The 25,591-nt window shown below is 67.9% G+C and carries 26 protein-coding genes; 14 read left to right on the forward strand and 12 right to left on the reverse strand.

Annotation, left to right across the window (positions count from 1 at the left end; all coding sequences use genetic code 11):
- Positions 1-43 precede the first annotated feature (43 nt).
- From F1D61_RS09705 to F1D61_RS09725, 5 genes are all read left to right on the forward strand, one after another.
- Positions 44-958, forward strand: coding sequence for an alginate O-acetyltransferase AlgX-related protein (locus F1D61_RS09705; protein WP_203157657.1), 915 nt, complete (start codon positions 44-46; stop codon positions 956-958).
- A 150-nt stretch (positions 959-1,108) separates the two neighbouring features.
- Positions 1,109-1,381, forward strand: coding sequence for a hypothetical protein (locus F1D61_RS09710; protein ID WP_203157658.1), 273 nt, complete (start codon positions 1,109-1,111; stop codon positions 1,379-1,381).
- Positions 1,378-1,836, forward strand: coding sequence for a PIN domain-containing protein (locus F1D61_RS09715; RefSeq protein WP_203157659.1), 459 nt, complete (start codon positions 1,378-1,380; stop codon positions 1,834-1,836). The genes F1D61_RS09710 and F1D61_RS09715 overlap by 4 nt, the downstream gene beginning before the upstream one ends.
- Positions 1,837-1,942: 106 nt before the next feature.
- Complete coding sequence (locus F1D61_RS09720) at positions 1,943-3,328, forward strand: MATE family efflux transporter (RefSeq protein WP_203157660.1); 1,386 nt, start codon at positions 1,943-1,945, stop codon at positions 3,326-3,328.
- Positions 3,329-3,330: 2 nt separating this feature from the next.
- Positions 3,331-3,786: a MaoC family dehydratase gene (locus F1D61_RS09725; RefSeq protein WP_203157661.1), complete on the forward strand. Its 456-nt coding sequence runs from the start codon at positions 3,331-3,333 to the stop codon at positions 3,784-3,786.
- 249 nt (positions 3,787-4,035) lie between these two features.
- Here F1D61_RS09725 and F1D61_RS09730 read toward each other — a convergent pair whose 3' ends face one another.
- Positions 4,036-4,590 (reverse strand): sugar O-acetyltransferase, encoded by a 555-nt coding sequence (locus F1D61_RS09730; RefSeq protein WP_203157662.1) that lies wholly within the window; start codon positions 4,588-4,590, stop codon positions 4,036-4,038.
- Positions 4,591-4,686: 96 nt separating this feature from the next.
- On the opposite strand from F1D61_RS09730, the gene F1D61_RS09735 reads away from it, so the two are divergent.
- Positions 4,687-5,241: a TetR/AcrR family transcriptional regulator gene (locus F1D61_RS09735; protein ID WP_246775802.1), complete on the forward strand. Its 555-nt coding sequence runs from the start codon at positions 4,687-4,689 to the stop codon at positions 5,239-5,241.
- Between the two features lie 63 nt (positions 5,242-5,304).
- A complete protein-coding gene (gene htpG / locus F1D61_RS09740) occupies positions 5,305-7,134 on the forward strand; it encodes a molecular chaperone HtpG (RefSeq protein ID WP_203157664.1) in 1,830 nt (609 codons plus the stop codon).
- A gap of 333 nt (positions 7,135-7,467) precedes the next feature.
- Here htpG and F1D61_RS09745 read toward each other — a convergent pair whose 3' ends face one another.
- The 5 genes from F1D61_RS09745 to F1D61_RS09765 all read right to left on the reverse strand — a co-directional run bounded on the left by F1D61_RS09745 (position 7,468) and on the right by F1D61_RS09765 (position 13,211).
- The gene (locus F1D61_RS09745; protein WP_203157665.1) at positions 7,468-8,763 is read right to left on the reverse strand and encodes a M16 family metallopeptidase; all 1,296 of its coding nucleotides are present in this window, start codon (positions 8,761-8,763) and stop codon (positions 7,468-7,470) included.
- 13 nt (positions 8,764-8,776) lie between these two features.
- On the reverse strand, positions 8,777-10,189 hold the full coding sequence (gene thrC / locus F1D61_RS09750) for a threonine synthase (protein WP_203157666.1): 1,413 nt from the start codon (positions 10,187-10,189) through the stop codon (positions 8,777-8,779).
- 63 nt (positions 10,190-10,252) lie between these two features.
- Positions 10,253-10,666, reverse strand: coding sequence for a DUF4864 domain-containing protein (locus F1D61_RS09755; protein ID WP_203157667.1), 414 nt, complete (start codon positions 10,664-10,666; stop codon positions 10,253-10,255).
- Positions 10,667-11,046: 380 nt separating this feature from the next.
- A complete protein-coding gene (gene pyk / locus F1D61_RS09760; RefSeq protein ID WP_203157668.1) occupies positions 11,047-12,480 on the reverse strand; it encodes a pyruvate kinase in 1,434 nt (477 codons plus the stop codon).
- A 41-nt stretch (positions 12,481-12,521) separates the two neighbouring features.
- Positions 12,522-13,211, reverse strand: coding sequence for a hypothetical protein (locus F1D61_RS09765; RefSeq protein ID WP_203157669.1), 690 nt, complete (start codon positions 13,209-13,211; stop codon positions 12,522-12,524).
- A 226-nt stretch (positions 13,212-13,437) separates the two neighbouring features.
- On the opposite strand from F1D61_RS09765, the gene F1D61_RS09770 reads away from it, so the two are divergent.
- Both F1D61_RS09770 and F1D61_RS09775 read left to right on the forward strand, forming a co-directional pair.
- Complete coding sequence (locus tag F1D61_RS09770) at positions 13,438-13,827, forward strand: hypothetical protein (RefSeq protein WP_203157670.1); 390 nt, start codon at positions 13,438-13,440, stop codon at positions 13,825-13,827.
- A gap of 160 nt (positions 13,828-13,987) precedes the next feature.
- Positions 13,988-14,143 carry a hypothetical protein gene (locus tag F1D61_RS09775; protein ID WP_203157671.1) on the forward strand — a complete coding sequence of 52 codons (156 nt, stop codon included), beginning with the start codon at positions 13,988-13,990 and terminating at the stop codon, positions 14,141-14,143.
- A 3-nt stretch (positions 14,144-14,146) separates the two neighbouring features.
- Here the strand turns inward: F1D61_RS09775 and F1D61_RS09780 are convergent, their stop codons facing one another.
- The 3 genes from F1D61_RS09780 to purM all read right to left on the reverse strand — a co-directional run bounded on the left by F1D61_RS09780 (position 14,147) and on the right by purM (position 16,364).
- Positions 14,147-14,503, reverse strand: a complete 357-nt coding sequence (locus F1D61_RS09780) for a VanZ family protein (RefSeq protein ID WP_203157672.1) — start codon at positions 14,501-14,503, stop codon at positions 14,147-14,149.
- A 128-nt stretch (positions 14,504-14,631) separates the two neighbouring features.
- A complete protein-coding gene (gene purN, locus F1D61_RS09785; RefSeq protein WP_203157673.1) occupies positions 14,632-15,291 on the reverse strand; it encodes a phosphoribosylglycinamide formyltransferase in 660 nt (219 codons plus the stop codon).
- Positions 15,288-16,364 (reverse strand): phosphoribosylformylglycinamidine cyclo-ligase, encoded by a 1,077-nt coding sequence (purM, locus tag F1D61_RS09790; protein ID WP_203157674.1) that lies wholly within the window; start codon positions 16,362-16,364, stop codon positions 15,288-15,290. Before purM ends, purN begins: the two co-directional genes overlap by 4 nt.
- A gap of 154 nt (positions 16,365-16,518) precedes the next feature.
- Here purM and F1D61_RS09795 point away from each other — a divergent pair, with 154 nt between their 5' ends.
- Together F1D61_RS09795 and F1D61_RS34795 are read left to right on the forward strand one after the other, a co-directional pair.
- Complete coding sequence (locus tag F1D61_RS09795) at positions 16,519-17,067, forward strand: CDP-alcohol phosphatidyltransferase family protein (protein ID WP_203157675.1); 549 nt, start codon at positions 16,519-16,521, stop codon at positions 17,065-17,067.
- A gap of 141 nt (positions 17,068-17,208) precedes the next feature.
- Positions 17,209-17,952: a calcium-binding protein gene (locus F1D61_RS34795; RefSeq protein WP_203157676.1), complete on the forward strand. Its 744-nt coding sequence runs from the start codon at positions 17,209-17,211 to the stop codon at positions 17,950-17,952.
- A gap of 145 nt (positions 17,953-18,097) precedes the next feature.
- Here F1D61_RS34795 and F1D61_RS09805 read toward each other — a convergent pair whose 3' ends face one another.
- The 3 genes from F1D61_RS09805 to F1D61_RS09815 form a co-directional block, all read right to left on the reverse strand.
- Entirely contained in the window at positions 18,098-18,856 is a 759-nt protein-coding gene (locus tag F1D61_RS09805; protein WP_203157677.1) for a hypothetical protein, read from the reverse strand.
- Between the two features lie 241 nt (positions 18,857-19,097).
- On the reverse strand, positions 19,098-19,856 hold the full coding sequence (locus F1D61_RS09810) for a hypothetical protein (protein WP_203157678.1): 759 nt from the start codon (positions 19,854-19,856) through the stop codon (positions 19,098-19,100).
- A 220-nt stretch (positions 19,857-20,076) separates the two neighbouring features.
- Complete coding sequence (locus tag F1D61_RS09815) at positions 20,077-20,826, reverse strand: hypothetical protein (RefSeq protein ID WP_203157679.1); 750 nt, start codon at positions 20,824-20,826, stop codon at positions 20,077-20,079.
- Positions 20,827-21,134: 308 nt separating this feature from the next.
- Between F1D61_RS09815 and F1D61_RS09820 the strand changes: the two genes are divergently transcribed.
- The 3 genes from F1D61_RS09820 to F1D61_RS09830 all read left to right on the forward strand — a co-directional run bounded on the left by F1D61_RS09820 (position 21,135) and on the right by F1D61_RS09830 (position 25,531).
- On the forward strand, positions 21,135-22,274 hold the full coding sequence (locus F1D61_RS09820) for an AI-2E family transporter (RefSeq protein ID WP_432443238.1): 1,140 nt from the start codon (positions 21,135-21,137) through the stop codon (positions 22,272-22,274).
- Between the two features lie 46 nt (positions 22,275-22,320).
- The gene (locus F1D61_RS09825; protein WP_203157680.1) at positions 22,321-23,040 is read left to right on the forward strand and encodes a DnaA/Hda family protein; all 720 of its coding nucleotides are present in this window, start codon (positions 22,321-22,323) and stop codon (positions 23,038-23,040) included.
- 139 nt (positions 23,041-23,179) lie between these two features.
- Positions 23,180-25,531 carry an RNA degradosome polyphosphate kinase gene (locus F1D61_RS09830; RefSeq protein WP_203157681.1) on the forward strand — a complete coding sequence of 784 codons (2,352 nt, stop codon included), beginning with the start codon at positions 23,180-23,182 and terminating at the stop codon, positions 25,529-25,531.
- Positions 25,532-25,591 lie beyond the last annotated feature (60 nt).

Here is a 25,591-nt window from a genome sequence, read left to right on the forward strand (position 1 = left end):
GACCTCCTCCCGCCCGCGACGCGGCCGGAGGGCAGGGAACCGGATGTATCACGCGGGCAAGGACGGCTGGCTCTTCCTCACCGGGGGCACCAACGAGGTCGCGGACCAGTACCGGCGGGTCCGCTCGATGGACCGGGTCCTGCGCGGGTGGCGCCGGCAGATCCTGCGGCGCATCCGCCGCGCCCGGAGCTTCGGCGCCCGCTACCTCCACCTCGTGGTGCCCGAGAAGCTGAGCGTCTACGAGGACCGTTTCGACGGCCTGACCCTCGACCCGCGCCTCGCGCCGGTCCGCCGCCTCGGCACCCTGATGCGCTGGTCCTGGCCGGGCCGGCGGGCCTGGATCGACCTCCTCGGGCCGATGCGGGCGGCGAGGACCGAGCGCGACCTGCATTACCGCACCGACACGCACTGGAACATCCACGGCTGCCTGCTCGCCTACCGGCTGGTCTGCCGGGCCTGCGGGGCGCGCCCGCGCGTCGATTTCCTGGACCGGCCGTTCCACGAATTCGAGGCCGTGCTCGACATCGGCAACAAGCTCGCCGACCCGCCCCTCGAGACCGTGCACAACTACCAGCTCTTCCGCGATGCCGAGCGGGTCGGGGGAGGGCGCCTCATCGACGCCTTCACCGCCGCCGGCCGCCTCGGCGAGCTGCATAGCGGTGCCCACGCGGTCTACCGCAACCGCTCCCCCGACGCCGATCCCCGCATCCTGGTGCTGTTCGGCGATTCCTGCGCCAACTTCGCCGGGAACGGCCTGACCGCGATGCTGGCCGAGACCTTTCGCGAGGTCCACTTCATCTGGTCGTCGAACATCGACTGGACCTATGTCGAGCGCATCCTGCCCGACATCGTGCTCTGCGAGCAGGTCGAGCGCTTCCTGCCGCGGGTGCCGGAGGACGATTTCGACCTGGCTTCCTGCGAGGCGGAGCGGCTGGCGGCGTTGGCGGCGGCGGCGTAGGGGCGCTGTAAGGCGCAGGAAACCTGATCCGGCCGGCCTTGACCGCCTGTACGCGCCCGGCATGGCGCACCAATATGGATGGTGCCCGGACATGGGCCGTATTCGAGGGGACTACGTCGTCCGATCGGACGCGATGTGACGGGAAGGGCCATGGACGCAAGAGAGGCCATCGCAACCGCGAAGCGCTGGATCGCAGACATTCATGCCGACGAGGATCTGCGCCACGTCGGCCTGGAAGAGGTCAGGAAGACGGACGATGCCTGGCGCATCACGATCGGATTCTCGCGTCCCTGGGACGATCCATGGGTCGGCCCCGGGGCCTCGGTGCGGGATCGCGTTCTCGGTCGAACCTACAAGGTCGTGACGATCGATGATCGGACCGGAGATGTGCTCTCGTCCGAGATTCGCGAGCCCGCCCATTGAAGGCTGCGCTCACCATCCTCGACACCAACCTCATGGTGCTGTTGATCGTCGGTCTGGCGTCGCAGGAATACATTCTGCGGCATAAACGGACACAGTCCTACACGGTCGAGGATTTCCTGCTGCTGCAAGATATCCTGGCAAGAGCGCCATCTGTCATCACCATTCCACACGTCCTCGCCGAGACCTCCAACCTTGTTCGTCAATTCGCCGAGCCGGGTCGCACGCGCCTCTGCGCGGTCTCGCAAAACTTCGTTGTCGATTGCGTAGAGACAACGGTTGCGAGCAAGGCAGCGGCGGGGCGGCCCGAGTTTCGCTTCCTCGGATTGACCGACGCGGCTCTTCTGGAGGCGCAGAACGATACGTCGGTTCTGCTGACCGACGACCTCGACCTCTACGTGGCGAGCGTGAGTGCCGGTCGGCAGGCCATCAATTTTTCCCATCTGCGCGCCCGCTGACTCATTCCGGCGCCCCGCCCTCCACCTTGACGAAAAGCTGGCATATGCCGCTAATACGCCTGCGCCGGATGTGCCGGCCGCCCTGCCTCACGAGGAGCGCCTCCCGATGGATGCGCGCACCCACCGCCTGCTCCATGCCCCGATCGGCCCGACGCTGCTGCGCCTCGCCGCGCCCAACGTCGTCGTCATGCTGGTCCAGGCCCTGGTCGGGCTGATCGAGACCGCCTTCGTCGCCGGGCTCGGCACCGATGCCCTCGCCGGCATGGCGCTGGTCTTTCCCGTGCTGATGCTGGTGCAGATGATCTCCGCCGGCGCCATGGGCGGCGGCATCCTGTCGGCGGTGGCGCGCAGCCTCGGGGCCGGCCGGCGCGCGGAGGCCGACCGGCTGCCGTGGTATGCCGCCGCCATCGGCCTGGTCCTCGGCCTCCTCACCACCGTGCTCGAACTCGCCTTCGGGCCGGCCCTCTACCGGGCGATGGGGGGCGAGGGCGCCTCGCTCCAGGCGGCCGCCACCTATGGCGGGGTGGTCTTCTGCGGCGCGACGCTGGTCTGGCTGTTCAACGCGCTGGCCGCCGTCATCCGCGGCACCGGCAACATGGCCCTGCCGGCGATCGTGACCAGTATCGGGGCCGCCGTGCTGGTGCCGCTCTCGCCGGCCCTGATCTATGGGTTCGGGCCGGTTCCGGGCCTCGGCATCGTCGGCGGCGGCGTCGCGGTGCTGGCCTACTACGCCGCCGGCACGGCGGTGTTCGTCCATCACATCTGGACGGGGCGCGGCCTCCTGCGGCCCGGCTCCCGCCCGCCGCGCCTCGCTCTGGCGCCCTTGCGCGACATCCTGCGGATCGGCGCCGTCTCGTCGATCGTCAGCGCCACCACCAACATCACCATCGCCGCCGCCACCGCCTTCGCGGGGGAGGCCGGTCCGGCGGCGGTCGCGGGCTACGGCACGGGCGCGCGGCTCGAATACCTGCTGGTGCCCCTCGTCTTCGGCCTCGGCGCGCCGATCGGCGCGATGGTCGGGACCTGCATCGGCGCCGGCGACCGGGCCCGGGCGCTCCGGGTGGCCTGGACCGGGGCACTGATCGCCGGCGGGCTGACGGAAGCGATCGGGCTTGCCGCCGCCTTGTGGCCGCTGCCGTTCCTCGGGCTGTTCGGGCACGATCCGCAGATGCTCGGCGTCGGCAGCCGCTACCTCCACCTCGTCGGGCCGTTCTACGGATTCGCCGGGATCGGGCTCGCCCTCTACTTCGCCTCGCAAGGCGCCGGCCGGGTCGGCTGGCCGCTGGTGGCGGGGCTGTCCCGCATGGCGGTCTCGATCGGCGGCGGTTTCCTGGCGTTGCGCCTCGGCTACGGGCTCGACGGGGTCTTCCTGGCGCTCGGCCTCGGTCTCGCTGCGCTCGGGCTCATCAATGCCGGCGCGGTCGCCGCCGGTGCGTGGTTTCGCGGGGAGCGGGCGGCGACGCCGGTCCTCGCGGCAGCGGGAGGGGAATAGCGATGACGCGGGCGCTGTATCTCGAGGATCTGGCGCCGGGCCAGGTCTACGGCTCGGGCGAGGCCACGGTGACCGAGGCCGACATCGTCCGCTTCGCCGGAGAATTCGACCCGCAGCCCTTCCACCTCGACGCCGGGCGGGCCGCCTCGACCTTCTTCGGCGGCCTCGCGGCGAGCGGCTGGCACACCGCGTCCCTGACCATGCGGCTCCTCGTCGACAGCGAGCTGCGGCTCGCCGGCGGCATCATCGGGGCGGGCATGGACGAGCTGCGCTGGCCCAAACCCCTGCGCCCCGGCGACACGATCCGGCTGGAAAGCGAGGTGATCGAGCTGCGCCCCTCCCGCTCGCGGCCGAGCCAGGGCCTCGCCAAGGTCCGCACCACGACGCTGAACCAGCATGGCGAGCCGGTGCAGGTCCTGGTGGCGAACCTGCTGGTGGTGCGGCGGCCGGAGGGGTGACGCGGATCGGTGCAATGCGGTCGCCAGTCGATCCCTGAACCGGAACCGACACCCTCCGCGTCATTCCGGGGCCGCGCCAGCGGAGCCCGGAATCCAGATACTCGGCTGGTAGAGAATAAATCGGGTCGCTGGCCGTTCTTTTCCTGAACCATCCGCGGTTCTGGATTCCGGGCTCCGCTGCGCGGCCCCGGAATGACCCTATGAGGTGGGGAGGTCGGCGGCAGGCTTCTTCGCGATGCACGCGCCGAATCACCCCGCCACCCGCACCCGCGCCGGGTTCCCCACCGCGACACCCCCCGCCGGCACGTCGCGGGTCACGACGCTGCCCGCCCCGATGATCGCGTCGTCGCCGATCGTCACGCCCGGCAGGATCATCGCCCCGCCGCCGATCCAGACATTGGCCCCGATCGCGATCGGCCGGCCGAATTCCAGCATCTGTCTCCGCTGAACCGGATCGCGCGGGTGGTCGGCGGTGAGGATCTGCACGCCCGGCCCGATCTGCGTCATGTCGCCGATGGTCACCTGGACCACGTCGAGGATGCAGCAGTTGAAGTTGAGGAACACGCCGCGGCCGAGGCTGATGTTGTAGCCGTAATCGCACCAGAACGGCGGCCGGATGTTGCAGCCCTCGCCGACCCGGGCGAAGGCCTCCGCCATCAGCGCCTGCCGCTCCGGCTGGCTCAGGCTGTTGCCGGCGTTGTAGCGGTCCATCCATTCCGAGATGCGCCGGTTGTCGGCGATCAGCTCCGGATCGTCGGCGACGTAGAGCTCGCCGGCGAGCATCTTTTGCTTCTGGCCCGTCATGGATCCCCGCTGTCGGTTGGCGTCTCGCTGCGATGCGTACATATGTACATATCCCGGCCGAAAGCCAACCCGCCCCGAAACGCAGAACCGCCCGCCGTGACCCGCCGCCACGATCCCGACCGCCGCGCCCGCATCCTCCGGGCGGCCCTCGACACGATCGCCGAGCACGGCGTCACCGGCACGACCCACCGGCGGATCGCGGCCGCCGCCGACGTGCCGCTCGGCTCGATGACATACCATTTCGCGAGTCTGGACGACCTCCTGACCGAGGCCTTCACCCTGCTCGCCGACACGGTGTCGGCCCGGTTCACCGAGCGGCTGGCCGTGGCCGGGACCCGCGTGGAGGCCTGCGAGGCGGTGGTCGATCTCATCGTGGACGAGAGTTGGGCGACACCCCGCAACCTGCTCCTGAGCTACGAGCTCTACGCCTATGCCGCCCGGGTGCCCGCTCTGCGGAGCGTGATGCAGGGCTGGATGGGCAAGAGCCGCGCGGCCCTGGAGCAGCATTTTTCGCCCGGGACGGCGCGGGCCCTCGACGCGATGATCGAGGGCCTGTCGATCCACCGCTCGGTCGATCGGGAACCGGCAAGCCGGGCCGAGGTGCGGGCGATCGTCACCCGCCTGACGGGAGACGCGCCTCCGCTTCCTTGAAAAGCCGGAACCGGCCCCGCATATCCGCCCGCGACGATTTGTTCCCAATCGGAGAAAAACCACGTGAGCGAGACTGTGGAGCGGCATTCGTTCGGCGCCGAGGTCGGGCGCCTCCTGGACCTCGTCGTCCACGCCCTCTACTCCGAGCGCGAGATCTTCCTGCGCGAGCTCGTCGCCAACGCCGCCGACGCGGTCGACCGGCGCCGCTTCGGGGCGCTGACCGAGTCCGCCCTGGCGCTGCCGGCCGACGCCAAGGTCCGGATCAGCCCCGACAAGGACGCCCGGACCCTGACCCTGTCGGATCCCGGTATCGGCATGACCAAGGACGAGCTGGCGCAGAATCTCGGCACCATCGCCCGCTCCGGCACCCGGGCCTTCAGCCAGTCGCTGGCCGACGCCAAGCCCGAGGAGCGCCCGAGCCTGATCGGCCAGTTCGGCGTCGGCTTCTACTCGGCCTTCATGGTCGCCGACCGGGTCGAGGTCACCTCGCGCAAGGCCGGCTCGGACGAGGCCTGGACCTGGGCCTCGGAGGGGCAGGGCGAATACACCCTGGCGCCCGCGACCCGCTCGGAGCCCGGTACCGACATCGTCCTCCATATGAAGGCCGATGCCGAGGAATATCTCGAGCCGATCCGCCTCGAGACCATCCTGCGCAAGTGGGCCGACCACATCACCGTGCCGGTGACCCTGGTGCGCGACGGCGAGGAGGTGCCCTCGACCAAGGGCACGGCGCTGTGGCGGAAAGCCAAGTCCGAGGTGAGCGAAGAGGACTACACCGAGTTCTACCGCCAGGTCGCGCACGCCTTCGACAAGCCCTGGGCGACGCTGCACTGGCGGGCGGAAGGCCAGCTCGAATTCACCGCGCTCCTGTTCGTGCCGGGCATGAAGCCGTTCATGGCGGTCGAGGAGCAGCGCGACAGCAAGGTGCGCCTGCATGTGCGCCGGATGTTCATCACCGACGAGGCCGGGCTGCTGCCGTCCTGGCTGCGCTTCGTCCAGGGCGTGGTCGATACCGAGGATCTGCCGCTCAACGTCTCGCGCGAGATGCTGCAGGCCACCCCCGTTCTCGCCCGCATCCGCCGCGCGGTGACCGCCAAGGTGCTCTCCGAGCTGAAGACCCGGGCGAAGGACGCGGAGAGCTACGCCACCTTCTGGCAGGCCTTCGGGCCGGTGCTGAAGGAGGGGCTGTGGGAGGATGCCGAGCACCGCCAGGACATCGCCAACCTCCTGCGCTTCCACTCCTCGACCCAGGAGGGCTGGACCTCGCTGGCCGACTACGTCGCGCGGATGAAGCCGAACCAGGAGGCGATCTACATCCTGGTCGGCGACGACGTGGACGCGCTGAAGCGCTCGGCCCAGATCGAGGGTTTCACCGCCCGCGGCCTCGAAGTGCTGCTGCTCTCCGACCACGTCGATGCGTTCTGGCCCGAGCGGATGGATGCCTACGAGGGCAAGCCGATCCGCAGCATCACGCAGGGCGGCGACGACCTCTCGGCCTTCGAGCCGGAGGTGTCCGAGGGCGATGCGCCGGCCGACCTTGCGGATCTCTTGCCGAAGCTGAAGGAGGCGCTGAAGGACGACGTCTCGGACGTGAAGGCGAGCCAGCGCCTCGTCGACAGCGCGGTGCTGCTCTCGGCCCCGGCCTTCGGGCCCGATCTCCAGATGCAGCGCCTGCTGCGCCGCGCCGGCCGCGGCATGGGCGGCCAGCCGGTGCTGGAGCTGAATCCGCGCCATCCGCTGATCCGCCGCATCGCCGAGCGGGCGGCGGCCGGCGAGGATGTCGGGGAGGCGGCCCAGACGCTGGTCGATCTCGCCCACGTCCAGGGCGGCGACCCGCCGCGCGATCCGGTGGCCTTCGCCCGCCGGGTGGCGGCGGCTCTGGCGCAGGGGTGAGGGGCGGCCCGGCATACGGGCTTGTCTGGGGGGAGGGGGCGTGAGCCCTCTCCCATCGCGAGCCGCGGCGCTGGGTGAGGAAAAACCTCTTAAAGAATTAGGCGCGGGGATCCCCTCTCCCGTGTGGGAGAGGGGTAGGGGTGAGGGTGACACGCTTCAGTTTAAAGCGCTGAGCGTCGTGCTGGCAGCGGAACGGTTCAGTTTTCTGCGGAACCGTAGCACCCTCACCCCCAACCCCTCTCCCACACGGGAGAGGGGAGACGCGCCACGCCCTTCCTTTGACAGCCCCACGGGACGGCTATCGGCGGAGAACCGATGACGCCGCGGAGCGGATCACGCCCCCCGCACCATCGCCCCGACAGTCTCCAGGCTCTGCAGCTTCTTGATCGGCCCGATCGCCGCGAGGGTCGGCGCGCCGGCGATCAGTGCGCGGCCGGCCGCCCGCACGTCGTCGGGAGTGACGGCATCGACCTTGGCGATCACCTCGGCGGCCGGGATCACCCGGCCCCAGGCGAGGAGCTGGCGCGCCGTGCGCTCGATGCGGCCGCCCGGCGTCTCCAGCGCCGAGAGCAACGCCACCTTCAGCTGGGCCTTGGCCCGGGCGAGCTCGGCGGAGTCGACCGTGTCGGCCGCCTCGCGCAGGCAGCCGAGGGTGACCTCGACGAGGCCCGGCAGGTCGCTGCCCGAGGTGCCGGCGCCGATGCCGAACAGGCCGCAATCGCTGAACGGCCAGTGGAAGGCATGGATCTCGTAAGCCAGCCCCCGGGTCTCGCGCACCTCGTGCCAGAGCCGCGAGGTCAGCCCGCCGCCGAGCACCTGCGCGAAGAGATGCGTCGCATAGTAGTTGTCGTCCCGGAACGACAGGCCCGGCAGGCCGAGCACCAGGTTGGCCTGTTCGAGCTTGCGCGGCATCCGCCGCTCGCCGCCGCCATAGCGGCCCGCCACCGCCTCCGGCCCCTCGCCGGCCGGCATCGATCCGAAATGCTTCTCGGCCGCCGCCACGATGGCGTCGTGCTCGACGGCGCCGGCGGCGGCCAGCACCATCCGGCCCGGGGTGTATTCGCGGGCGAGATAGGCCTCGATCGCCGCCTTGTCGAAGCTGTTGATCGTGTCCGGGCGCCCCAGGATCGGCCGGCCGATCGGCTGGTCGGGGAAGGCGGCCTCCGTGAAGGCGTCGTAGACCACGTCGTCGGGCGTGTCCTCGACGGCGGCGTATTCCTGGAGGATGACGCCCTTCTCGCGGGCCAGTTCCCCGGCCTCGAAGACCGAGCGGGTCAGGATGTCGCCGAGCACGTCGAGGGCGACCTCGGCATCCTCGCCGAGTACCCGGGCGGTGTAGCTCGTCTGCTCGACGCTGGTGGCGGCGTTGATCTCGCCGCCGACATTCTCGATGTCCTCGGCGATCCGGCGGGCCGAGCGCGTCGCCGTGCCCTTGAACGCCATGTGCTCGATCAGGTGGCTGAGGCCGTGCTCCTCCGGCCGCTCGTTGCGCGAGCCGGCGCCGACCCAGACCCCGAGGGTCGCGGTGGCGAGCCCCGGCATCGCCTCGGTGACGACGGTGAGGCCGTTGGGGAGCCGCGTGATCTTGAGGTCCGGCGAGGCGCCGAGGGTCGCGAAATGCTGGTTCATGCGGCGGTCCCGTTCATGCGGCGCTCTTCAGGATGCGGGCGCGCTCGCGGATCGCCCGCTCCACCGCCGCCTCGTCGTTCGGCAGCACCGTGAAGCGCTCGCGCCGCTCCAGGAGGTCGGCGAGGTGCGGCGGCAGGGCCGGGCGCACGCCGGTCGCGGCCTCGACCGCGTCCGGGAACTTCGCCGCATGCGCGGTGGCGAGCGCCACCACCGGCGTCGCCGGGTCGGCGGCGAGAAGCTGGCGGGCGGCGCGCACGCCGATGGCGCTGTGCGGATCGACGATCTGGCCGGTGCCCCGGTAGATGTCGCGGATCTCGGCCACGACCTCGTCCTCGGGCACCGCCGCCGCGTCGAACTCGGCCCGGACCCGTCCGAGCGTCCGCTCGTCGAGGGTGAAGGCGCCCGATTGCTTCAGGCCGGCCATCAGCCGGTTGACGGCGCCGGCATCGCGGTCGAGGCATTCGAACAGCAGGCGCTCGAAGTTCGACGAGACCTGGATGTCCATCGACGGCGAGGTGGTGGGAGCGACGCCCCGCACCTCGTAGGAGCCGCTGGCGAGCGTGCGGGCCAGGATGTCGTTGGCGTTGGTGGCGATCATCAGCCGGCCGACCGGCAGGCCCATGCGCTTCGCCGCCCAGCCGGCCAGGATGTCGCCGAAATTGCCCGTCGGCACCGAGAACGAGACCGGGCGGTGCGGGCTGCCCAACGCCACGGCGCTGGTGAAGTAGTAGACCGCCTGCGCGGCGACCCGGGCCCAGTTGATCGAGTTGACGCCCGAGAGCCGCACGTCCTCGGCGAAGCGCGGGTGCTGGAACAAAGCCTTCACGATCGCCTGGCAATCGTCGAAGGTGCCCTCGACGGCCAGCGCGTGGATGTTGCCCGCATCGACCGTGGTCATCTGCCGGCGCTGCACCTCGGACACCCGGCCATGGGGGTAGAGGATGAACACGTCGACGTTGTCGAGGCCGCGGAACGCCTCGACGGCGGCGCTGCCGGTATCGCCCGAGGTGGCGCCGACGATGGTGGCGCGGCTGCCCTTGGCCTTCAGCGCGTGGTCCATCAGCCGGCCGAGCAGCTGCATCGCCACGTCCTTGAAGGCGAGCGTCGGGCCGTGATGCAGTTCGAGCAGGAACAGGTTGTCGCCGAGCTGGGTCAGCGGGCAGACCGCCGGATGCCGGAAGGTGGCGTAGGATTCGTCGATCATCCGGCCGAAATCGGCGCTCGCAATCTCACCGTCGACGAGGGGCGACAGCACGGTCTTGGCCGCCTCCGCATAGGGCCGCCCGGCGAGGCCCGCGATGGTCTCGCGGGAGATCTGCGGCCACTCTTGCGGGATGTACAGGCCGCCGTCGCGGGCAAGTCCCGCCAGCAGCGCGTCGGTGAAGGTCAGCGGGGCGGCGCTGCCGCGGGTCGAGACATGAAGCACGGTGATCGGTCCTGATACTGGCGCAGGCCCTACACGAAACCGCGCCGCGCGTCAGCCCGTGGTTCAGGCGCTCGCGCCCGGCGCCTTGCGCAGGCGGCAGCCGGTGATCCGCCACGCCCCGTCCCCGTCGCGCTCCAGGGTGTAGAGCGCCTCCCAATCGGTGCCGTCCTGGTCCTGGATGCGCACCCCCTGCGCGAGGCTTCCGTCGGGCAGGGCCTCGTCGCTGCCGAACTCGAAGCGGCGGTTGCGGTAGACCGCGCCGTAACCCTGCCGGACCATGCCGATGAAGGTCTCGGGGCTCCCGAAGATCGACCGGATGGCGGGCGCCGCCTCGGCATAGGCGCCGGCCGCGTCGTCGTGCCGGAAGGCCTCCTGCTGGCGCAGGATCGCTGCCCGGGCCGCCTCCCCGTCGCCGCTCGCGGCGAGCGCGCCCTGGCCGACGGCGAGCAGGGTCATCAGGGCGACGAGGGTGCGCATGGCCGGGCCCTCCGGGATCGGTTTTCCTAGGGAAGGCCGAGTGTAGCAGGCCGATTCCGCGTGTACAACTTGTCGTCGTCCGAACTTTTTGGGTCTGACGGAAGGTCGCGGAGCCGGGATGCCGGTGCCCAGTCACCGGCGTGTTGCTTGGCGTAGAGACCCGATCTCCTACCCTCTCACCTCATCCTGAGGTGTCAGTCGATCGCAGATCGACTGACCTCGAAGGAGGGCTCCAGAAGTCTCCGCGATCCCTGGAGCCCTCCTTCGAGGCTCCTTTCAGTCGCACCTCAGGATGAGGTCGTGGATGGAGTAGATGATTGCAGCGGGTTTCGCGCCGGTGTCGAGCCCTGTGGTGAAACCGGTTGAGTGACGACGGACGATTACACCCCGCTCGCCTTCCGCCCCAGCTCCACCACCCGCAGGTTGTTGGTCGTCCCGGCCCGGCCGAACGGGATGCCGGCGACCGCCACCACGAGGTCCGGGGCCTGCGCGAACCCTTCCTGGGCGGCGACCTCGGCGGCGCGGTCGACCATCGCCTCGTAGGAATCGATCTCGGGCCCGAGCACCGAATGGGCGCCCCAGTACAGGCTGAGGCGGCGCGACACCGCCGTGTCGGAGGTCGCCGCGAGGATCGGCACGTTGGGGCGCTTGCGGGCGATGCGGGCGGCGGTGGTGCCGCTCGACGTGAAGGCGACGATCGCCGCCGCCTCGATCGCGTCGGCGAGAGTCGCCGCGGCCGCGGCGACCGCGTGGGGCGGGCTGTCCTCGACCTCCGGCTCGCTCGCCGCGACGAGCGAGCGGTAGAGCCGGTGCTGCTCGGTGCGGCGGATGATGCGGTCCATGATCGAGACCGCCTCGATCGGGTATTTCCCCGCCGCCGATTCGGCCGAGAGCATCACCGCGTCGGCGCCGTCATAGACGGCGGTGGCCACGTCGGAGGCCTCCGCCCGGGTCGGGGAGGGCGCCGCGACCATCGATTCCAGCATCTGGGTCGCCACGATCACCGGCTTCACCGCCCGGCGGCAGGCCCGCACCAGCTCCTTCTGGCGCCCCGGCACGTCCTCCGGCGGCAGTTCCACGCCGAGATCGCCGCGGGCCACCATCACGCCGTCGGCGATGCGGATGATGTCCTCGATGTGGTCGAGCGCCGAGGGTTTCTCGATCTTGGCGATCAGCCCGGCCCGGCCGGCGATCAGCCCGCGGGCCTCCATCACGTCGGAGGGGGTCTGGACGAAGGAGAGCGCGACCCAGTCCACCCCGAGATCGAGCCCGAAGGCGAGGTCGCGCCGGTCCTTCTCGGTGAGCGGCGAGAGAGCCAGCACCGTGCCGGGCAGGTTCACGCCCTTGCGGTCGGAGATCGGCCCGCCCACCACCACGTCGGCGTCGATCGCCGCGTCGTCGACGCCGACCACCCGGACCCGGACCCGGCCGTCGTCGATCAGCAACTCCTGGCCCGGCGCCACCGCGGCGAAGATCTCGGGGTGGGGCAGGGGAATCGCGTCGGTGCCGCCCTCCCGGCCCTCGCGCACGAAGCGGATGCGGTCGCCGGTGGCCAGCTCCGCCCGGCCGCCCCGCAGGGTGCCGATGCGGATCTTCGGGCCCTGGAGATCCTGGAGGATGCCGATCGGCCGGCCGGTCTCCTGCTCCAGGGCGCGGATGGCGGCGTGGACCTTGGCGTGGTCGTCGTGGGTGCCGTGGGAGAAGTTGAGCCGGAAGGTGTCGACCCCGGCGAGGAACAGGGCTTTGAGCCGCTCCGGCGTGTTGCTGGCCGGGCCGACGGTGGCGACGATCTTGGCGTGGCGGTGGCGGCGCATGGCAATCGCTCCTTGCTCTCGTCCGGATCAGGGCCCGATGGTCAGGGCTTGGTGCGGCGGTACAGGTTGGTGAAGGTCACGTTCATGCCGCCGCAGGCATGGTTGTCCTCGGAGAGCAGGTACGGCGGCAGCAGCGTGAGGCGCAGGCGGCAATCGCCGGGATCGCCGGCCGAGAAGGGCAGCGTGCCCTTGTCCCCCATGGTGAAGGCGAGGTCCGTCCCCTTCGGCGCGGTCTCGCCCTCGACCTGGCCGACATTCACCGTGCCGCGGCGGATGCGGTCCGGATCCTGGGAGCCGAAGGTGGCGTCGCCCCTGACCGCGAGGGTGCCGGCCGCCTTGCCCGGCCGGATCACCACCGTCTGTTCCGGCGCCGTCCAGGTGCCGGTCCAGTCCTTCAGGGACGGGGCGGGGGAGGCGGGCGCAGCGGCGACCGCCTTGTCGGCCACCCAGCCGGAGCGGGTCGCGCCGGTCTTTCCGACGTAGGTGGCGCAGACGAAGCCCGGCCGGGCGGCGCCGAGGATCACGGTATCGCCCGGCACCAGGAAGGCCTTCTCGCGGCAGGCCGGATCGGGCCCGGGGCAGCCCTTGCCCCCTGAGGTGCCCTTCACGAACGGCACCCGGGCCTCGCCCTCCTTGATCGTGCCGAGGCGCGGTCCCGCGCCGGCGCCCAGTTCCCCGTAACCGGTGCAATCGCCCTCGGCGGCGAGCGCCGGCCCCGCGAGCCGGGCCAATACCAGCACTCCGACACCCCAAAGCGCCCCACCCTGCATCCACGAATCTCCCGCTCGTCGCGACCCGCCGCGGAAGCTAGGGCATCTTGGACCAAAGGAGCACCCATCGGCGCCCAAATCGCATCGCGTGTCGCAGCGCCACGGTCTTGACGACGGTTATGCTGCATCGCACCATGTCGCCCAGAAGAGCTGTTCGCGACGATGCAGAGGGGGATGATCGACGGTCATGCTGTTCCAGCCGCCCGTCTTCGAGACGATCTTCCGCACCCCCGTCGAGCATCGTCTGGTGATCCGGGGCTCGCGCAGCCGCGGCGCCCCGCTGGATGGGGTGCGCTGGTACCACGACGAGTTCGACGCCGCCGGCACCCTGGTCGCCCGCTACGAGACCTATGACGAGACCGACGAAGCCGGCCAGGAGCGCTGCGGCTGGCGCCGGTTCGATGGCGCCGGCCGGCTCCTCGCCCGGCACGAGGTGGCGATGCGCTGGTCGGCCCTCGTCGCCCTGAAGCAGTCGCGCCGCGCCGCCGAGATCGCGCTGCAACGGGCCGGCGCCCATGCGGCGCCCGCGCCGCTCCCCCGCCGGGCCTGGCAGCCCGATCGCGTCTCTGCCGCTTGACCCTCGCGGGATTTCGCGTCGCCGCGCCGGAGGAGGAGGTCACGGTCGTCCGCCACCCGCCATCGGCCGTCTGAGCCCTTCGCGGCCGCCCCGAATTGGCCTATCGTCCCGCCCCGAGCCGATCCGCACGAGAACGGGCCGGCCATCGGAGGAGGCAGCCATGCACGAGGCGGTGCGCATCACGGTGCGGCCCAACGGCCGCTATACGCTCTATCGCGGCGAGACGCCGCTGATCTTCGGCCTGACCCGCGAGATGGCCTTCACCCTGGCCGAGAGCTGCGGCGTCGTCATCGAGCGTGCCTACAGCATCAACTGAGGCTCACGCCTCGCCGCTGGTGCGAAGCCGGGGCCAGACCAGGTCGGCGGCGAGCGACGCCGCCGTGCCGCAACCGCAGCCGAACACCTTGACCAGGAAATCCGCGAACCGGCCGTGCCGGGTCGCCTCGAGCAGCTGGAACGCCTCCAGGGCCCCCGCCACCGCCACGACCAGCACCAGCACCCGCCAGCGATGGCGCGGATAGCCCATGGCGAACAGGAAGGCGAGCACCGCGAAGGCGCCGGCCCGCTCGACCGAGACCGGCATGTGGCTCACCGGCCGATAGCCGATCGGCAGGATCGTCGCCGCCGTGATGGCGGCCAGGATGAGCCAGCCGAGAATGCGCGACGCTCTGGACATGCGAGGGAGGATCCGTGCGGCATCATGCAGGATGCGGAGGGTGCGGTGCCAGAACGCGGCACGCTCCGCAATCCTCGCCCCGAAGGTTTACGATTCCCTTCGAGGCGGATGCGTCACCGTGACCGGGATCAGGCGAGGCCCGGCACCACCAGCGCACCCTCGGCGGCCCCGCTGCCCGCCGCGAACACCACCCGGCCGCCATCGAGGCGGGCCCGCCCGCTCGCCACCAGGGCGAGGGCCGCGGGATAGATCCGGTGCTCCTGCACCAGCACCCGGGCGCTTAAACTGTCCTCGTCGTCCTCCGGCAGCACCGGCACGGCGGCCTGGGCGACGATCGGGCCGGCATCGAGCTCGGGCACCACGAAATGCACCGTACAGCCATGCACCCGGACGCCGGCCGCCAGCGCCTGGGCATGGGTGTGGGTGCCGCGGAACAACGGCAGCAGGGAGGGGTGGATGTTGATCATCCGCCCGGCCCAGGATTCGACGAACCAGGGCGTCAGCACCCGCATGAAGCCGGCGAGCACCAGGAGCTCGACGCCGTGCCGGCGCAATTCCGCGTCGAGCGCCCGCTCGAAGGCGGCCCGGTCGGAGAAGGCGCGGTGATCGACCGCCGCCGTGGCGAGCCCGGCCTCGGCGGCGCGGGCGAGGCCCGGCGCATCCGGCCGGTTCGAGGCGACGAGCCCGATCTCGGCCGGGTAGTCCGGCGCCTGCGCCGCCTCGATCAGCGACACCATGTTGGAGCCGCGGCCCGAGATGAGGATCGCGATCCGGGTCCGCGTGCTCATAGGGCGAGCGTGCCCGAGAAGGTCACGGGCGCCTCGCCCCGCGGGGTGATCTGCCCCAGCCGCACCGGCGCCTCGCCGGCAGCCGTCAGTGCCTGCTCCACCGCTTCGGCCTTGGCCGGATCGACCACCACCACCATGCCGATGCCGCAATTGAAGGTGCGCAGCATCTCGGCCTCGGCGACGTTGCCCTGGCGGGCGAGCCAGCCGAAGACCGGTGGCACGCTCACCGCGTCGAGGTCGATGGCGATGCCGACCCCGTCGGGCAGGACGCGGGGCAGGTTGTCGGGAAATCCGCCGCCGGTGATGTGGGCGAGCGCCTTGATCGCGCCGTGGCCGGTCGCCTTCAGCGCTGCCAGCAGCGGCTTGACGTAGATCCGGGTCGGCTGCAGCAGCGCCTCGCCGAGGCTGACGCCTTCCGCGAACGGCGCGGGCGCGTCGTAGCCGAGACCTGAGGCCGCCACGATCCGGCGCACCAGCGAGAACCCGTTCGAGTGCACGCCCGAGGAGGGCAGGCCGAGCACCACGTCGCCGGGTGCGATGCCGGGGACCGGCAGCAGCGCCCCGCGCTCGGCGGCCCCCACCGAGAAGCCGGCGAGGTCGTAATCGGACCCGTCATAGAGGCCCGGCATCTCGGCGGTCTCGCCGCCGATCAGCGCGCAGCCGGCCTGGCGGCAGCCCTCGGCGATGCCCTTGACGATGTCGGCGCCCACCCCCGGCACCAGCTTGCCGGTGGCGTAGTAATCGAGGAAGAACAGCGGCTCGGCGCCCTGGACGATGATGTCGTTGACGCACATCGCCACGAGGTCGATGCCGATCGTGGCGTGGCGGCCGGTCTCGATCGCGATCTTGACCTTGGTGCCGACGCCGTCATTGGCCGCCACCAGGATCGCGTCCTTGAAGCCCGCCGCCTTCAGGTCGAACAGGCCGCCGAAGCCGCCGATCTCCGCATCGGCCCCCGGCCGGCGGGTCGCCCGCACCAGGGGCTTGATCGCCTCGACCAGGGCGTTGCCGGCATCGATGTCGACGCCGGCCTCCGCGTAGGTCATCCCGTTCTGGCGCTCGCCCGTCGTCATCCCTCGACCCTTCGCCTCGATCCGTCCCATGCTGCGACCGCTCTTAGCCGCTCTTGTGAGGGATCGCGAGTCTTGCCCGCGACCGCGAGGCAGGGCAGCCGGGGAGCCATGTCCTCGGGGAGTCATGTCCTTGCCGCACCTGCCGTTGTCGACGATGCCGCTCCGATCGCTGCCGAACCTGATCACCGCCGCGCGCCTCGCCCTGGTGCCGTTCGTCGTCTGGGGCATCGCCCGCGAGGCCTGGGGCACGGCCTTCCTGCTGTTTGCCGTGGCGGGGCTCTCCGACGGCATCGACGGAGTCCTCGCCCGCCGCTACGGCCTGACGAGCCGGCTCGGCGCGATCCTCGATCCGCTGGCCGACAAGGCCCTGATGCTCGCCGTGCTGGTGAGCCTGACGCTGGCCGGCCTCGTACCGGTCTGGTTCCCCGCTCTGCTGATCGCCCGCGATGCCTTGATGGTGCTGGGTGCCGGCCTCGCCCGCCTCGCCGGCCGCCCGCTGGAGACCCCGCCGCTCGCGATCGGCAAGCTCAACACTGCCGGCCAGATCGCCTTCCTGGCTTGGCTCCTCGGGAGCCGGGCGCTCGGGATCACGGCGGTGGAGGCGGAGGCGGTCGCGATGCCGGCGCTCGCCGGGCTGTCGGTCGCCTCTGCGGTGGTGCAGGGGCTTGCGGGGTGGCGAGGGGGAGGGGCGACCGGTCGATGAGGCGGGTGCCGCTGTGCCGCTTCATTTCTGGAAATGTGCTTTCTGCAACCTCCGAGAAAATTTTATTTCTGTGGAGTAAATTTGAATAAAAAATCGTAGATTTCAGGTGCGCGCGATTCGCGATGCAACGAGGATATAACAATGACCATCAAGGGTGATTACAATAATAACGTTCTTTATGGAACGGAGTACGATGATACAATCGATGGCGCATTGGGAAACGACGTTCTTATCGGTAAAGGTGGGAATGACACCTTTCTCGTTGAGGGCGGGCAAGGTCCCGATCATTATGATGGCGGGACTGGAAATGATAGAATTCTCATCACTAATGTTCCGTGGTACTATAACTTCATCTGGCTGGAGATAGCATCAATGGAAAGCGTCGAGTTGATCGACAATCAGAGTTCGCTTGCGGCGTATATAGTCACAAATAATTATTTGAATTTGAACGGAACTGAGCTGAGAGGTATAAACGACATAAGAGGAATGGCTGGTACGCAGTATATAAAAGGGAGCCGACAAAATGATATTATTAAAGGCTTGGACGGAGATGATTTTCTTGAGGGTTACGCAGGAAATGATACTCTTTACGGTGACGGTGGAGCCGATGAGATAGTTGGGGGGCGAGGCAACGACGCGCTTTACGGTGGCGCTGGCGCGGATGAATTTGTTTTCAATACTGAACACGGTGCTGATATTATCTACGACTTTGAGGATGGTATAGACAAAATTTTACTTCCAGCTGAGCTCGGATACAGCTTTGCTGCATCCGGAAACAGCACTTTGATCACCGCTGGAACAACGAGCGTGCTTCTATCCGGAGTTTCGGCATCGCTGATTAGTGCTGACGACTTCGGCACCGCGCCTTACAACATATACGGATAGAAAATGCGGTGACTGTCACGCCTCTGGGCATGATAGTCACCGCTATGATCGATAATATCAGTGACAAAATTCGATTTTTTGAAAATTAATTTCAATTTAATCAATCAGTGTGTAATCAATAGTACGATCATTAATGATTTAAGTACTATTGTTCGACATCTGATTCTCCATAATTTACTTCGAAAAGTATCGTGCCTTGGTCGTAAAATCTGAGGATATTTTCATCATCCATTTTCATAAACAATTCCCCAGTCGCCTTATCTCGTGCTTCAAATTTGCCAATGCGAAGCTGGCCATCGGCTCCTTGGGAGACGATCTTGCCGGTAATATCTGCAACCTCTGCAACGCCCGCTGTCAATGTCGCGATTTTCTCGCGAAGCGATCCAAGAAAGCTCAAATACGACATGTTGCTTTGCTCGATGACATCGCCGCCACTGGTTTTGCCGGTTGTATATGAAAAATCTGACTTGAAATAATCTTCCATAATAAAAAATATTTTTTCGCTCTCCCGCATTTGTTCCGGCCAACGGTGGAAACCCGGAGTCACAGCTTCAGTGGCTTTCCGTTCGACCTCCTTCTTCGCAAATTCAATCATTCTTGCGCGATACTCTGGATCTTCGATGTCCTCCGGGCGCTCGTAATACCGCACACCCTCGCTGCTGCCGTGATTCGGCATCTCCCATCGCTCGGCCGCGCTCAACGCTGCGTCACCGATCTTGGCGGCAGCCGCCTTGCTCGCAGCGGTGGTCTCCACCGAGATCTTGTTGACGATCTTGAGGATCGCATCGGCGGCCTCGTCCGTGTCCTCCGGTCCAATCCCAGGTGCGCGGCCGTAGAACACTGGTCCGGTCGGCTTCATCAGGTTGGCGATATACGACGCTGGTGTATTGCCGATGCTGGTCATGACACATCCTTTGCGTGGTGCAGGTGTTCTCGGTGACACTGGCCGCAACCGGGGTCGATGGCATATGTGGCCGTATCACAGCTAGAAGAGATAGGGATGTCACACTATCAAGAATGGCAGTCTCCGTGATATGTACCGCTTGAAGTGTTGACCCTTTTTTTTCGACAATGTTATTTGATTATTTTTTCATATTTGATTTCTTATCAAAGAACTCTTCTGAACGATAGGCAGTGAAAATCGCCTATTGCTCCACATTTGATATCCCAAAATCGACATCGAGCAATACTGCGCCCTGATCGTAAAATCTGAGCATATTCTGATCGTCCATTTTCATGAACAATTGCCCTGTTATCTTGTCTCGTGCCTCGAATTTGCCAATGCGAAGCTGGCCATCGGCTCCCTGGGAGACGATCTTGCCGGTAATGTCTGCAACCTCTGCGACGCCCGCGGTCAACGTCGCAATTTTCTCCCGAAGTGATCCAAGAAAATTCAAATACGACGTATTGCTTTGCTCGATGACATCGCCGCCACTGGTTTTGCCGGTCGTATATGAAAAATCTGACTTAAAATAATCCATCATGATGCAAAATATTTTCTCGCCCTCCCGCATTTGTTCTGGCCAGCGATGGTACCCCGGCGTCACGGCGTCGATTGCCTTCTGCGCGGTCTCCTTTTTGGCTAAATCAATCATTCTTGCGCGATACTCTGGATCTTCGATGTCCTCCGGGCGCTCGTAGTACCGCACACCCTCGCTGCTGCTGTGATTCGGCATCTCCCATCGCTCGACCGCGCTCAACGCTGCGTCACCGATCTTGGCGGCAGCCGCCTTGCTCGCAGCGGTGGTCTCCACCGAGATCTTGTTGACGATCTTGAGGATCGCATCGGCGGCCTCGTCCGTATCCTCCGGTCCAATCCCAGGTGCGCGGCCGTAGAACACCGGTCCGGTCGGCTTCATCAGGTTGGCGATATACGACGCTGGTGTATTGCCGATGCTAGTCATGACACATCCTTGACGCGGCGCAGATGCTCCTGATGGCGCAGGCCGCAATGGAGTGGAGCGTATTGGCATTGGAGCCGATCGAATTTCATTTCGAGTGGAAATAAAACGCGGTCGATCGATAGAGTATCAAGGCCGATATTGTCGCTTGTTTCGATTTTTTGTCATGATGAACATTTTTGCGTCGCTTAGAGACGCCACCCGAGACCGAAACGCCGTCACGTTACGGTTCGACGCCGCCATCGCTATAATCAAGCGCAAGAAATTCTTTGCCCATATCATAATATCTCAGAAAATGATCGTCGCCCATTTTCATATACAGATTGCCGGTTCTCTTATCCCGCATTTCGAACTTGCCGAGTTCGAGCTGGCCGTCAGTGCGCGGGGAGACGATGTGCCCAGTGATGTCGGCGACGGCCTCCATATCGGCGGTCAGCGCGTCGATCTTCGTCCGGAGCGTTCCGAGGAACTGCAGGGTCGCCATGCTGCTCTGCGGCGGAACGAAGGTACCGCCGGCGCGACCTGTCGTGTAGGAAAAATCGGTCCAGAAATAATTTTCCATAAGCGCGAAGATCTTCTGCCCCTCTCGGATACTCTCGGGCCAGTGATGCATCCCCGGGGTCCGCTCATTCCACTCGGCCTGCTCCTTGGCTAACTTGATCATCGCGGCCCGCTCGACCGGATCCTCGATGTCCTCCGGACGCTCGTAATACCGCACGCCGTCACTGCTGCCGTGGTTGTGGCTCGCCCAGATCTCAGCCGCGCGCATCGCCTCCTCGCCGATCCTGGCGGCTGCCGTCTTGGTGGCGGCGGACGCCTTGGTGGAAATGGTGTCGACAATCTTGAGAATAGCGTCGGCCGCCTCGTCCGTATCTCCCGGTCCAGGGGTCCATTTGGGACCGAAGTGAACTGGGCCGGTCGGCTGCATGAGTGTGGTGATATACGACGCCGGTGTATTGCCGATGCTGGTCATGGCACTTCCTTCGTACGGCGCAGGCGCTGGAGACGGGGCAGGCCGCCATCGATTTTCGGTGTATCTCCTATTTATCCGATTCATGTCCCAGCGGCAACGCCAAGAAAACCCAAAGCATTGAATTTCTCGGCGAGCTGATGTATTATTTTTGATGGCCGGGATATTTTTTATTAACCTATTTCCGCAGGGCGCCCGGCGCCGGAATCCCGAAGCGCCCGCAGACCGGGCTTGACCCTGCGGCGGCGCCCTTCCATCTCGGACCGGCCGGGACGCGACGGATTCGCGGGGGCGACGGGGGTGAGCTGAGCATGCCGATCCAACGCCGGGCCGCCCTCATCCTGGCGGTCGTCGCCCTCGTGGTGGTCCTGCTCTACCAGCTGCGCGACGTGCTGCTGCCCTTCGTGGCCGGCGCGGCGCTCGCCTATGCCCTCGATCCGGTCGCCGACCGGCTGGAGCGGCTCGGGATCGGGCGGCTCACCGCGACGCTGATCATCCTGGCGACGTTCCTGCTCGGGCTGATCCTGGCCCTGATCCTGGTGGTGCCGCTCGCCGCCAACCAGGTCGCGGCCCTCGTCGCCTCGCTGCCGGCGATGATCGCGAAACTCCAGGCGATCATCGCCGAGCGGGCCGGGCCCCTGATCGAGCGGGCGGGGGGCCACGGCGCGCTCCAGGAACTGCAATCCTCGGTCGGCAACCTGATGGGGCAGGCGGTGGCCTGGATCCTCGGCTTCCTGCGCTCGCTGTGGTCGGGCAGCCAGGCGGTGGTCGGGATCATCTCGCTGCTGGTGGTGACGCCCGTGGTGGCGTTCTACCTCCTCGTCGACTGGGACCGGATGATCGCGACCCTCGACCGCTGGGTGCCGCCGCGCCACCGCCCCACCGCCCGGATGCTCGCCCGCGACATCGACGGGGCGATCACCGCCTTCATCCGCGGCCAGAGCTTGGTCTGCCTGATCCTCGGCACGTTCTACGCGCTCGGCCTGTGGTGCGTCGGGCTGAATTTCGGCGTGCTGATCGGCCTGATGGCGGGCTTCCTCACCTTCATCCCGTATGTCGGCTCGCTCACCGGCTTCCTGCTCTCCACCGGCGTGGCGCTGGTGCAGTTCTGGCCCGACTGGGTCTCGGTGGTGCTGACGGTCGGGGTGTTCCTGGTCGGGCAGTTCCTCGAGGGCAACGTGCTCCAGCCCAAGCTCGTCGGCGACGCGGTGCGGCTGCACCCGGTCTGGCTGATGTTCGCGCTGCTCGCCTTCGGCTCGCTGTTCGGCTTCCTCGGCCTGCTGCTCGCGGTGCCGGTGGCGGCGGCGCTCGGGGTCGTCGCCCGCTTCGCGGTGAAGCGCTACCTGGAAAGCCGGCTCTACCACGACGGCACGCCGATCCTGACCGCCGACGCCACCGTCGCCACGGTCACGGTGGCGAAACCGGCGCCGCCCGCCATATCGAAGCCCTGAAACCCCTCGAACCCCTGCCTCGTCACTCCCGGACCCCCGACACCGCATGTCCGACCGACCGCGCCAGCTCGCCCTCGATTTGCCCGTCGCTCCCCGCTTCGGCTCCGAGGACTTCCTGGTCAGCCCCTCCAACGAGGGGGCGTATGCCCGCATCGAGGCCTGGCCCGACTGGCCGGACCGGGTCCTGGTGCTCACCGGGCCGCCGGGCAGCGGCAAGAGTCATCTCGCGGCGATCTTCGCCGAGCGCTCCGGCGCCCTGACCGTGCCGGTCGCCGCCGTGACCGCGGCGGCGGTGCCGGATCTGGCGCAAGCCGACGCCCTGGTGATCGAGGATGCCGACCGGGCGGAAGGGCGCGACGAGGCTGCCCTGTTCCACCTCCTCAACCTCGCCCGCGAGCGGGCCTTGAGCGTGGTGGTGACGGCGTCGCGTCCCGTCGACGCCTGGGGGCTCTCCGTCGCGGACCTGCGCTCGCGCCTGCGCCTGGCGCCCGGCATCGGCGTCGCGCCGCCCGACGAGGCCCTGCTCAAGGTCGTGCTGGTGAAGCTCTTCCTCGACCGCCAGCTCGTCGTCGACACCAGCGTCGTCGACGCCCTGGCCTTGCGGCTCGACCGGTCGCTGGCGCGGGCCCGCGACGTGGTGGCGCTCCTCGACCGCGAGGGCTTGAGCCGGCGCCGGCGCATCACCCGGCCGCTCGCGCTCGCCACCCTGGCGGAACTGGAGGGGGATCAGGAGGAGCATCCCGGCGACGAGCCGGACGAGGACTGAGCCCGGACGGCCCCCCGGAAGCGCGAATGGCGCGATCCGGCCCCGTTCATGCAGACCCCGTTCATGCAAATGTCAAACTATCCTGTCACCGGGGAGGGCTGGAAGCCGCGACCCGGCATCGATCCAAGGAGGAGCCATCGTGTCGGACACCGCTGCCGGAACCAGTGCTATCCCGGTCCTCGACGAGACCGAGGCGACGCCTGAGGCGGGGGAGGGCGCCCGGCGCGACGAGGCGGAGATCCTGGCCGAATCCAAGGCAGCGTCCAAGGTCGCTTCCAAGACGGCCGCCAAATCCGGTTCCGAGGTCGTCGCGGACGCCGCCCGCCAGGCCAGGGCCGAGGCGGTCGCCGCCGGCCGGGCCCTGCGCCAGGAGCCGGGTCGCTACGTCAACCGCGAATTGTCCTGGCTGCAATTCAACCGGCGGGTGCTGGAAGAGGCCTCGAATACCGGGCATCCGCTCTTGGAGCAGCTGCGCTTCCTGTCGATCTCGGCCAACAACCTGGACGAGTTCTTCATGGTGCGGGTCGCCGGCCTGCACGACCAGGTCCGCGCCGGGCTGACCGCGCCGTCGGCCGACGGCCTGTCCCCGGCCGAGCAGCTCGCCCGCATCGATGCCGAGGTCACCGGGCTCGCCGGCGACCAGCAGCGGCGCTGGAGCGAATTGCGCGAGGAGCTGCACCATCACGGCATCGACCTCGTCGAGGCGATGGACCTCTCGGCGGAGGAGGCGGCCTGGCTCGAGGATTACTTTCTCCAGCACATCTTCCCGGTCCTGACGCCGCTCGCCATCGATCCGGCCCACCCGTTCCCGTTCATCCCGAATCTCGGCTCGACCATCGCGCTCACCCTGGTGCGCCCGCGCGACGCCCGGGTGCTGCGGGCGCTGATCCGCCTGCCCTCGATCATCGACCGCTTCGTGCGCCTGCCCGATCTCGGCCAGACCGGCACCGCCCGGTTCATCGCCATCGAGCAGGTGATCGTGCTGTTCACCAGCCGCCTGTTCCCGGGCTACCTCGTCAAGGGCCAGGGCGGCTTCCGGGTGGTGCGCGATTCCGACCTCGAGATCGAGGAGGAGGCCGAGGACCTGGTGCGCCACTTCGAGACGGCGCTGAAGCAGCGCCGCCGCGGCGTGGTCATCCGCCTCGAGGTGGTGGCCACCATGCCGGAGGACCTGCGCAACTTCGTCGCCGACGAGCTCGAGATCGCCGCCGACGCGGTGTTCGTGGTCGAGGGGATGCTCGCCCTCAACGAACTCTCGCAGATCGTCGGGATCGACCGCCCGGACCTGAAGTTCAAGCCCTACAACCCGCGCTTCCCCGAGCGCATCCGCGAGAGCGGCGGCGATTGCTTCGCGGCGATCCGCCAGAAGGACTTCATCGTCCACCACCCCTACGAGTCGTTCGATTCGGTGGTGCAGTTCCTGTCGCAGGCCGCCCGCGACCCGAACGTGGTGGCGATCAAGCAGACGCTCTACCGCACCTCGTCCAACTCACCCATCGTCGCCGCCCTGGCGGAAGCCGCCGAGGCCGGCAAGTCGGTGACGGCCCTCGTCGAGCTGAAGGCGCGCTTCGACGAGGAGGCCAACATCCGCTGGGCCCGCAACCTCGAGAAGGCCGGCGCGCAGGTCGTGTTCGGCTTCATCGAGCTGAAGACCCACGCCAAGCTCTCGATGGTGGTGCGCCGCGAGGGCGACCGCCTGGTGAGCTACTGCCATGTCGGCACCGGCAACTACCATCCGATCACGGCGCGGATCTACACCGACCTGTCGTTCTTCACCGCCGACCCGGTGATCGGCCGCGACGTGTCGCGGATCTTCAACTTCATCACCGGCTATGCCGAGCCGGCGGAGCTGGAGCGGATGGCGGTCTCGCCGCTGACCCTGAAGAAGCGCCTCATCGAGCACATCGCCGAGGAGATCGCCCACGCGAAGGCCGGGCGGCCGGCGGCGATCTGGATCAAGTGCAACTCGCTGGTCGACACCCAGATCATCGACGCGCTCTACGATGCCAGCGAGGCCGGCGTGGTGATCGAATGCGTGGTGCGCGGCATCTGCTGCCTCAGGCCCGGCGTGCCGGGCCTGTCGGAGAACATCCGGGTCAAGTCGATCGTCGGGCGGTTCCTGGAGCATGGCCGGGTCTACGCCTTCGGCAACGGCGTCGGCCTGCCCCACCCCAAGGCGCGGGTCTACATCTCGTCGGCGGACCTGATGAGCCGCAACCTCGACCGCAGGGTGGAGGCGTTGCTGCCGATCCTCAACCCGACGGTGCATCAGCAGGTGCTCGACCAGATCATGATGGCGAATCTCCTCGACAACCAGCAGAGCTGGCGTGTACTGGCGTCGGGCGCGAGCGAGCGGATCGAGCCCGCCGAGGGCGAGGAGCCCTTCAACGCGCACAAGTATTTCATGACCAACCCGAGCCTGTCGGGGCGCGGGAAGGCATCGAAGAAGTCGAGTCCGCGCGCTCTCAGCCGGCGCGCCCAGCGCGCCTGACACGAGGCCCCAGGCCCGTCCCGGGAGCCCCGTCCATGAGGCGGCGCTCCCGTATGAGGA

The sequence above is a fragment of the Methylobacterium aquaticum genome (assembly GCF_016804325.1).
Taxonomy (GTDB): Bacteria; Pseudomonadota; Alphaproteobacteria; order Rhizobiales; family Beijerinckiaceae; genus Methylobacterium; species Methylobacterium aquaticum_C.

Bases quoted from the DNA above. Each gene is read 5' to 3' on its own strand.
- F1D61_RS09705 (WP_203157657.1), top strand. From the start codon at position 44: ATGTATCACGCGGGCAAGGACGGCTGGCTCTTCCTCACCGGGGGCACC.
- F1D61_RS09710 (WP_203157658.1), top strand. From the start codon at position 1,109: ATGGACGCAAGAGAGGCCATCGCAACCGCGAAGCGCTGGATCGCAGAC.
- F1D61_RS09720 (WP_203157660.1), top strand. From the start codon at position 1,943: ATGGATGCGCGCACCCACCGCCTGCTCCATGCCCCGATCGGCCCGACG.
- F1D61_RS09725 (WP_203157661.1), top strand. From the start codon at position 3,331: ATGACGCGGGCGCTGTATCTCGAGGATCTGGCGCCGGGCCAGGTCTAC.
- F1D61_RS09730 (WP_203157662.1), bottom strand. From the start codon at position 4,590: ATGACGGGCCAGAAGCAAAAGATGCTCGCCGGCGAGCTCTACGTCGCC.
- F1D61_RS09745 (WP_203157665.1), bottom strand. From the start codon at position 8,763: ATGAACCAGCATTTCGCGACCCTCGGCGCCTCGCCGGACCTCAAGATC.
- F1D61_RS09755 (WP_203157667.1), bottom strand. From the start codon at position 10,666: ATGCGCACCCTCGTCGCCCTGATGACCCTGCTCGCCGTCGGCCAGGGC.
- pyk (WP_203157668.1), bottom strand. From the start codon at position 12,480: ATGCGCCGCCACCGCCACGCCAAGATCGTCGCCACCGTCGGCCCGGCC.
- F1D61_RS09770 (WP_203157670.1), top strand. From the start codon at position 13,438: ATGCTGTTCCAGCCGCCCGTCTTCGAGACGATCTTCCGCACCCCCGTC.
- F1D61_RS09775 (WP_203157671.1), top strand. From the start codon at position 13,988: ATGCACGAGGCGGTGCGCATCACGGTGCGGCCCAACGGCCGCTATACG.
- F1D61_RS09780 (WP_203157672.1), bottom strand. From the start codon at position 14,503: ATGTCCAGAGCGTCGCGCATTCTCGGCTGGCTCATCCTGGCCGCCATC.
- purN (WP_203157673.1), bottom strand. From the start codon at position 15,291: ATGAGCACGCGGACCCGGATCGCGATCCTCATCTCGGGCCGCGGCTCC.
- purM (WP_203157674.1), bottom strand. From the start codon at position 16,364: ATGACGACGGGCGAGCGCCAGAACGGGATGACCTACGCGGAGGCCGGC.
- F1D61_RS09795 (WP_203157675.1), top strand. From the start codon at position 16,519: ATGCCGCTCCGATCGCTGCCGAACCTGATCACCGCCGCGCGCCTCGCC.
- F1D61_RS34795 (WP_203157676.1), top strand. From the start codon at position 17,209: ATGACCATCAAGGGTGATTACAATAATAACGTTCTTTATGGAACGGAG.
- F1D61_RS09805 (WP_203157677.1), bottom strand. From the start codon at position 18,856: ATGACCAGCATCGGCAATACACCAGCGTCGTATATCGCCAACCTGATG.
- F1D61_RS09810 (WP_203157678.1), bottom strand. From the start codon at position 19,856: ATGACTAGCATCGGCAATACACCAGCGTCGTATATCGCCAACCTGATG.
- F1D61_RS09815 (WP_203157679.1), bottom strand. From the start codon at position 20,826: ATGACCAGCATCGGCAATACACCGGCGTCGTATATCACCACACTCATG.
- F1D61_RS09820 (WP_432443238.1), top strand. From the start codon at position 21,135: ATGCCGATCCAACGCCGGGCCGCCCTCATCCTGGCGGTCGTCGCCCTC.
- F1D61_RS09825 (WP_203157680.1), top strand. From the start codon at position 22,321: ATGTCCGACCGACCGCGCCAGCTCGCCCTCGATTTGCCCGTCGCTCCC.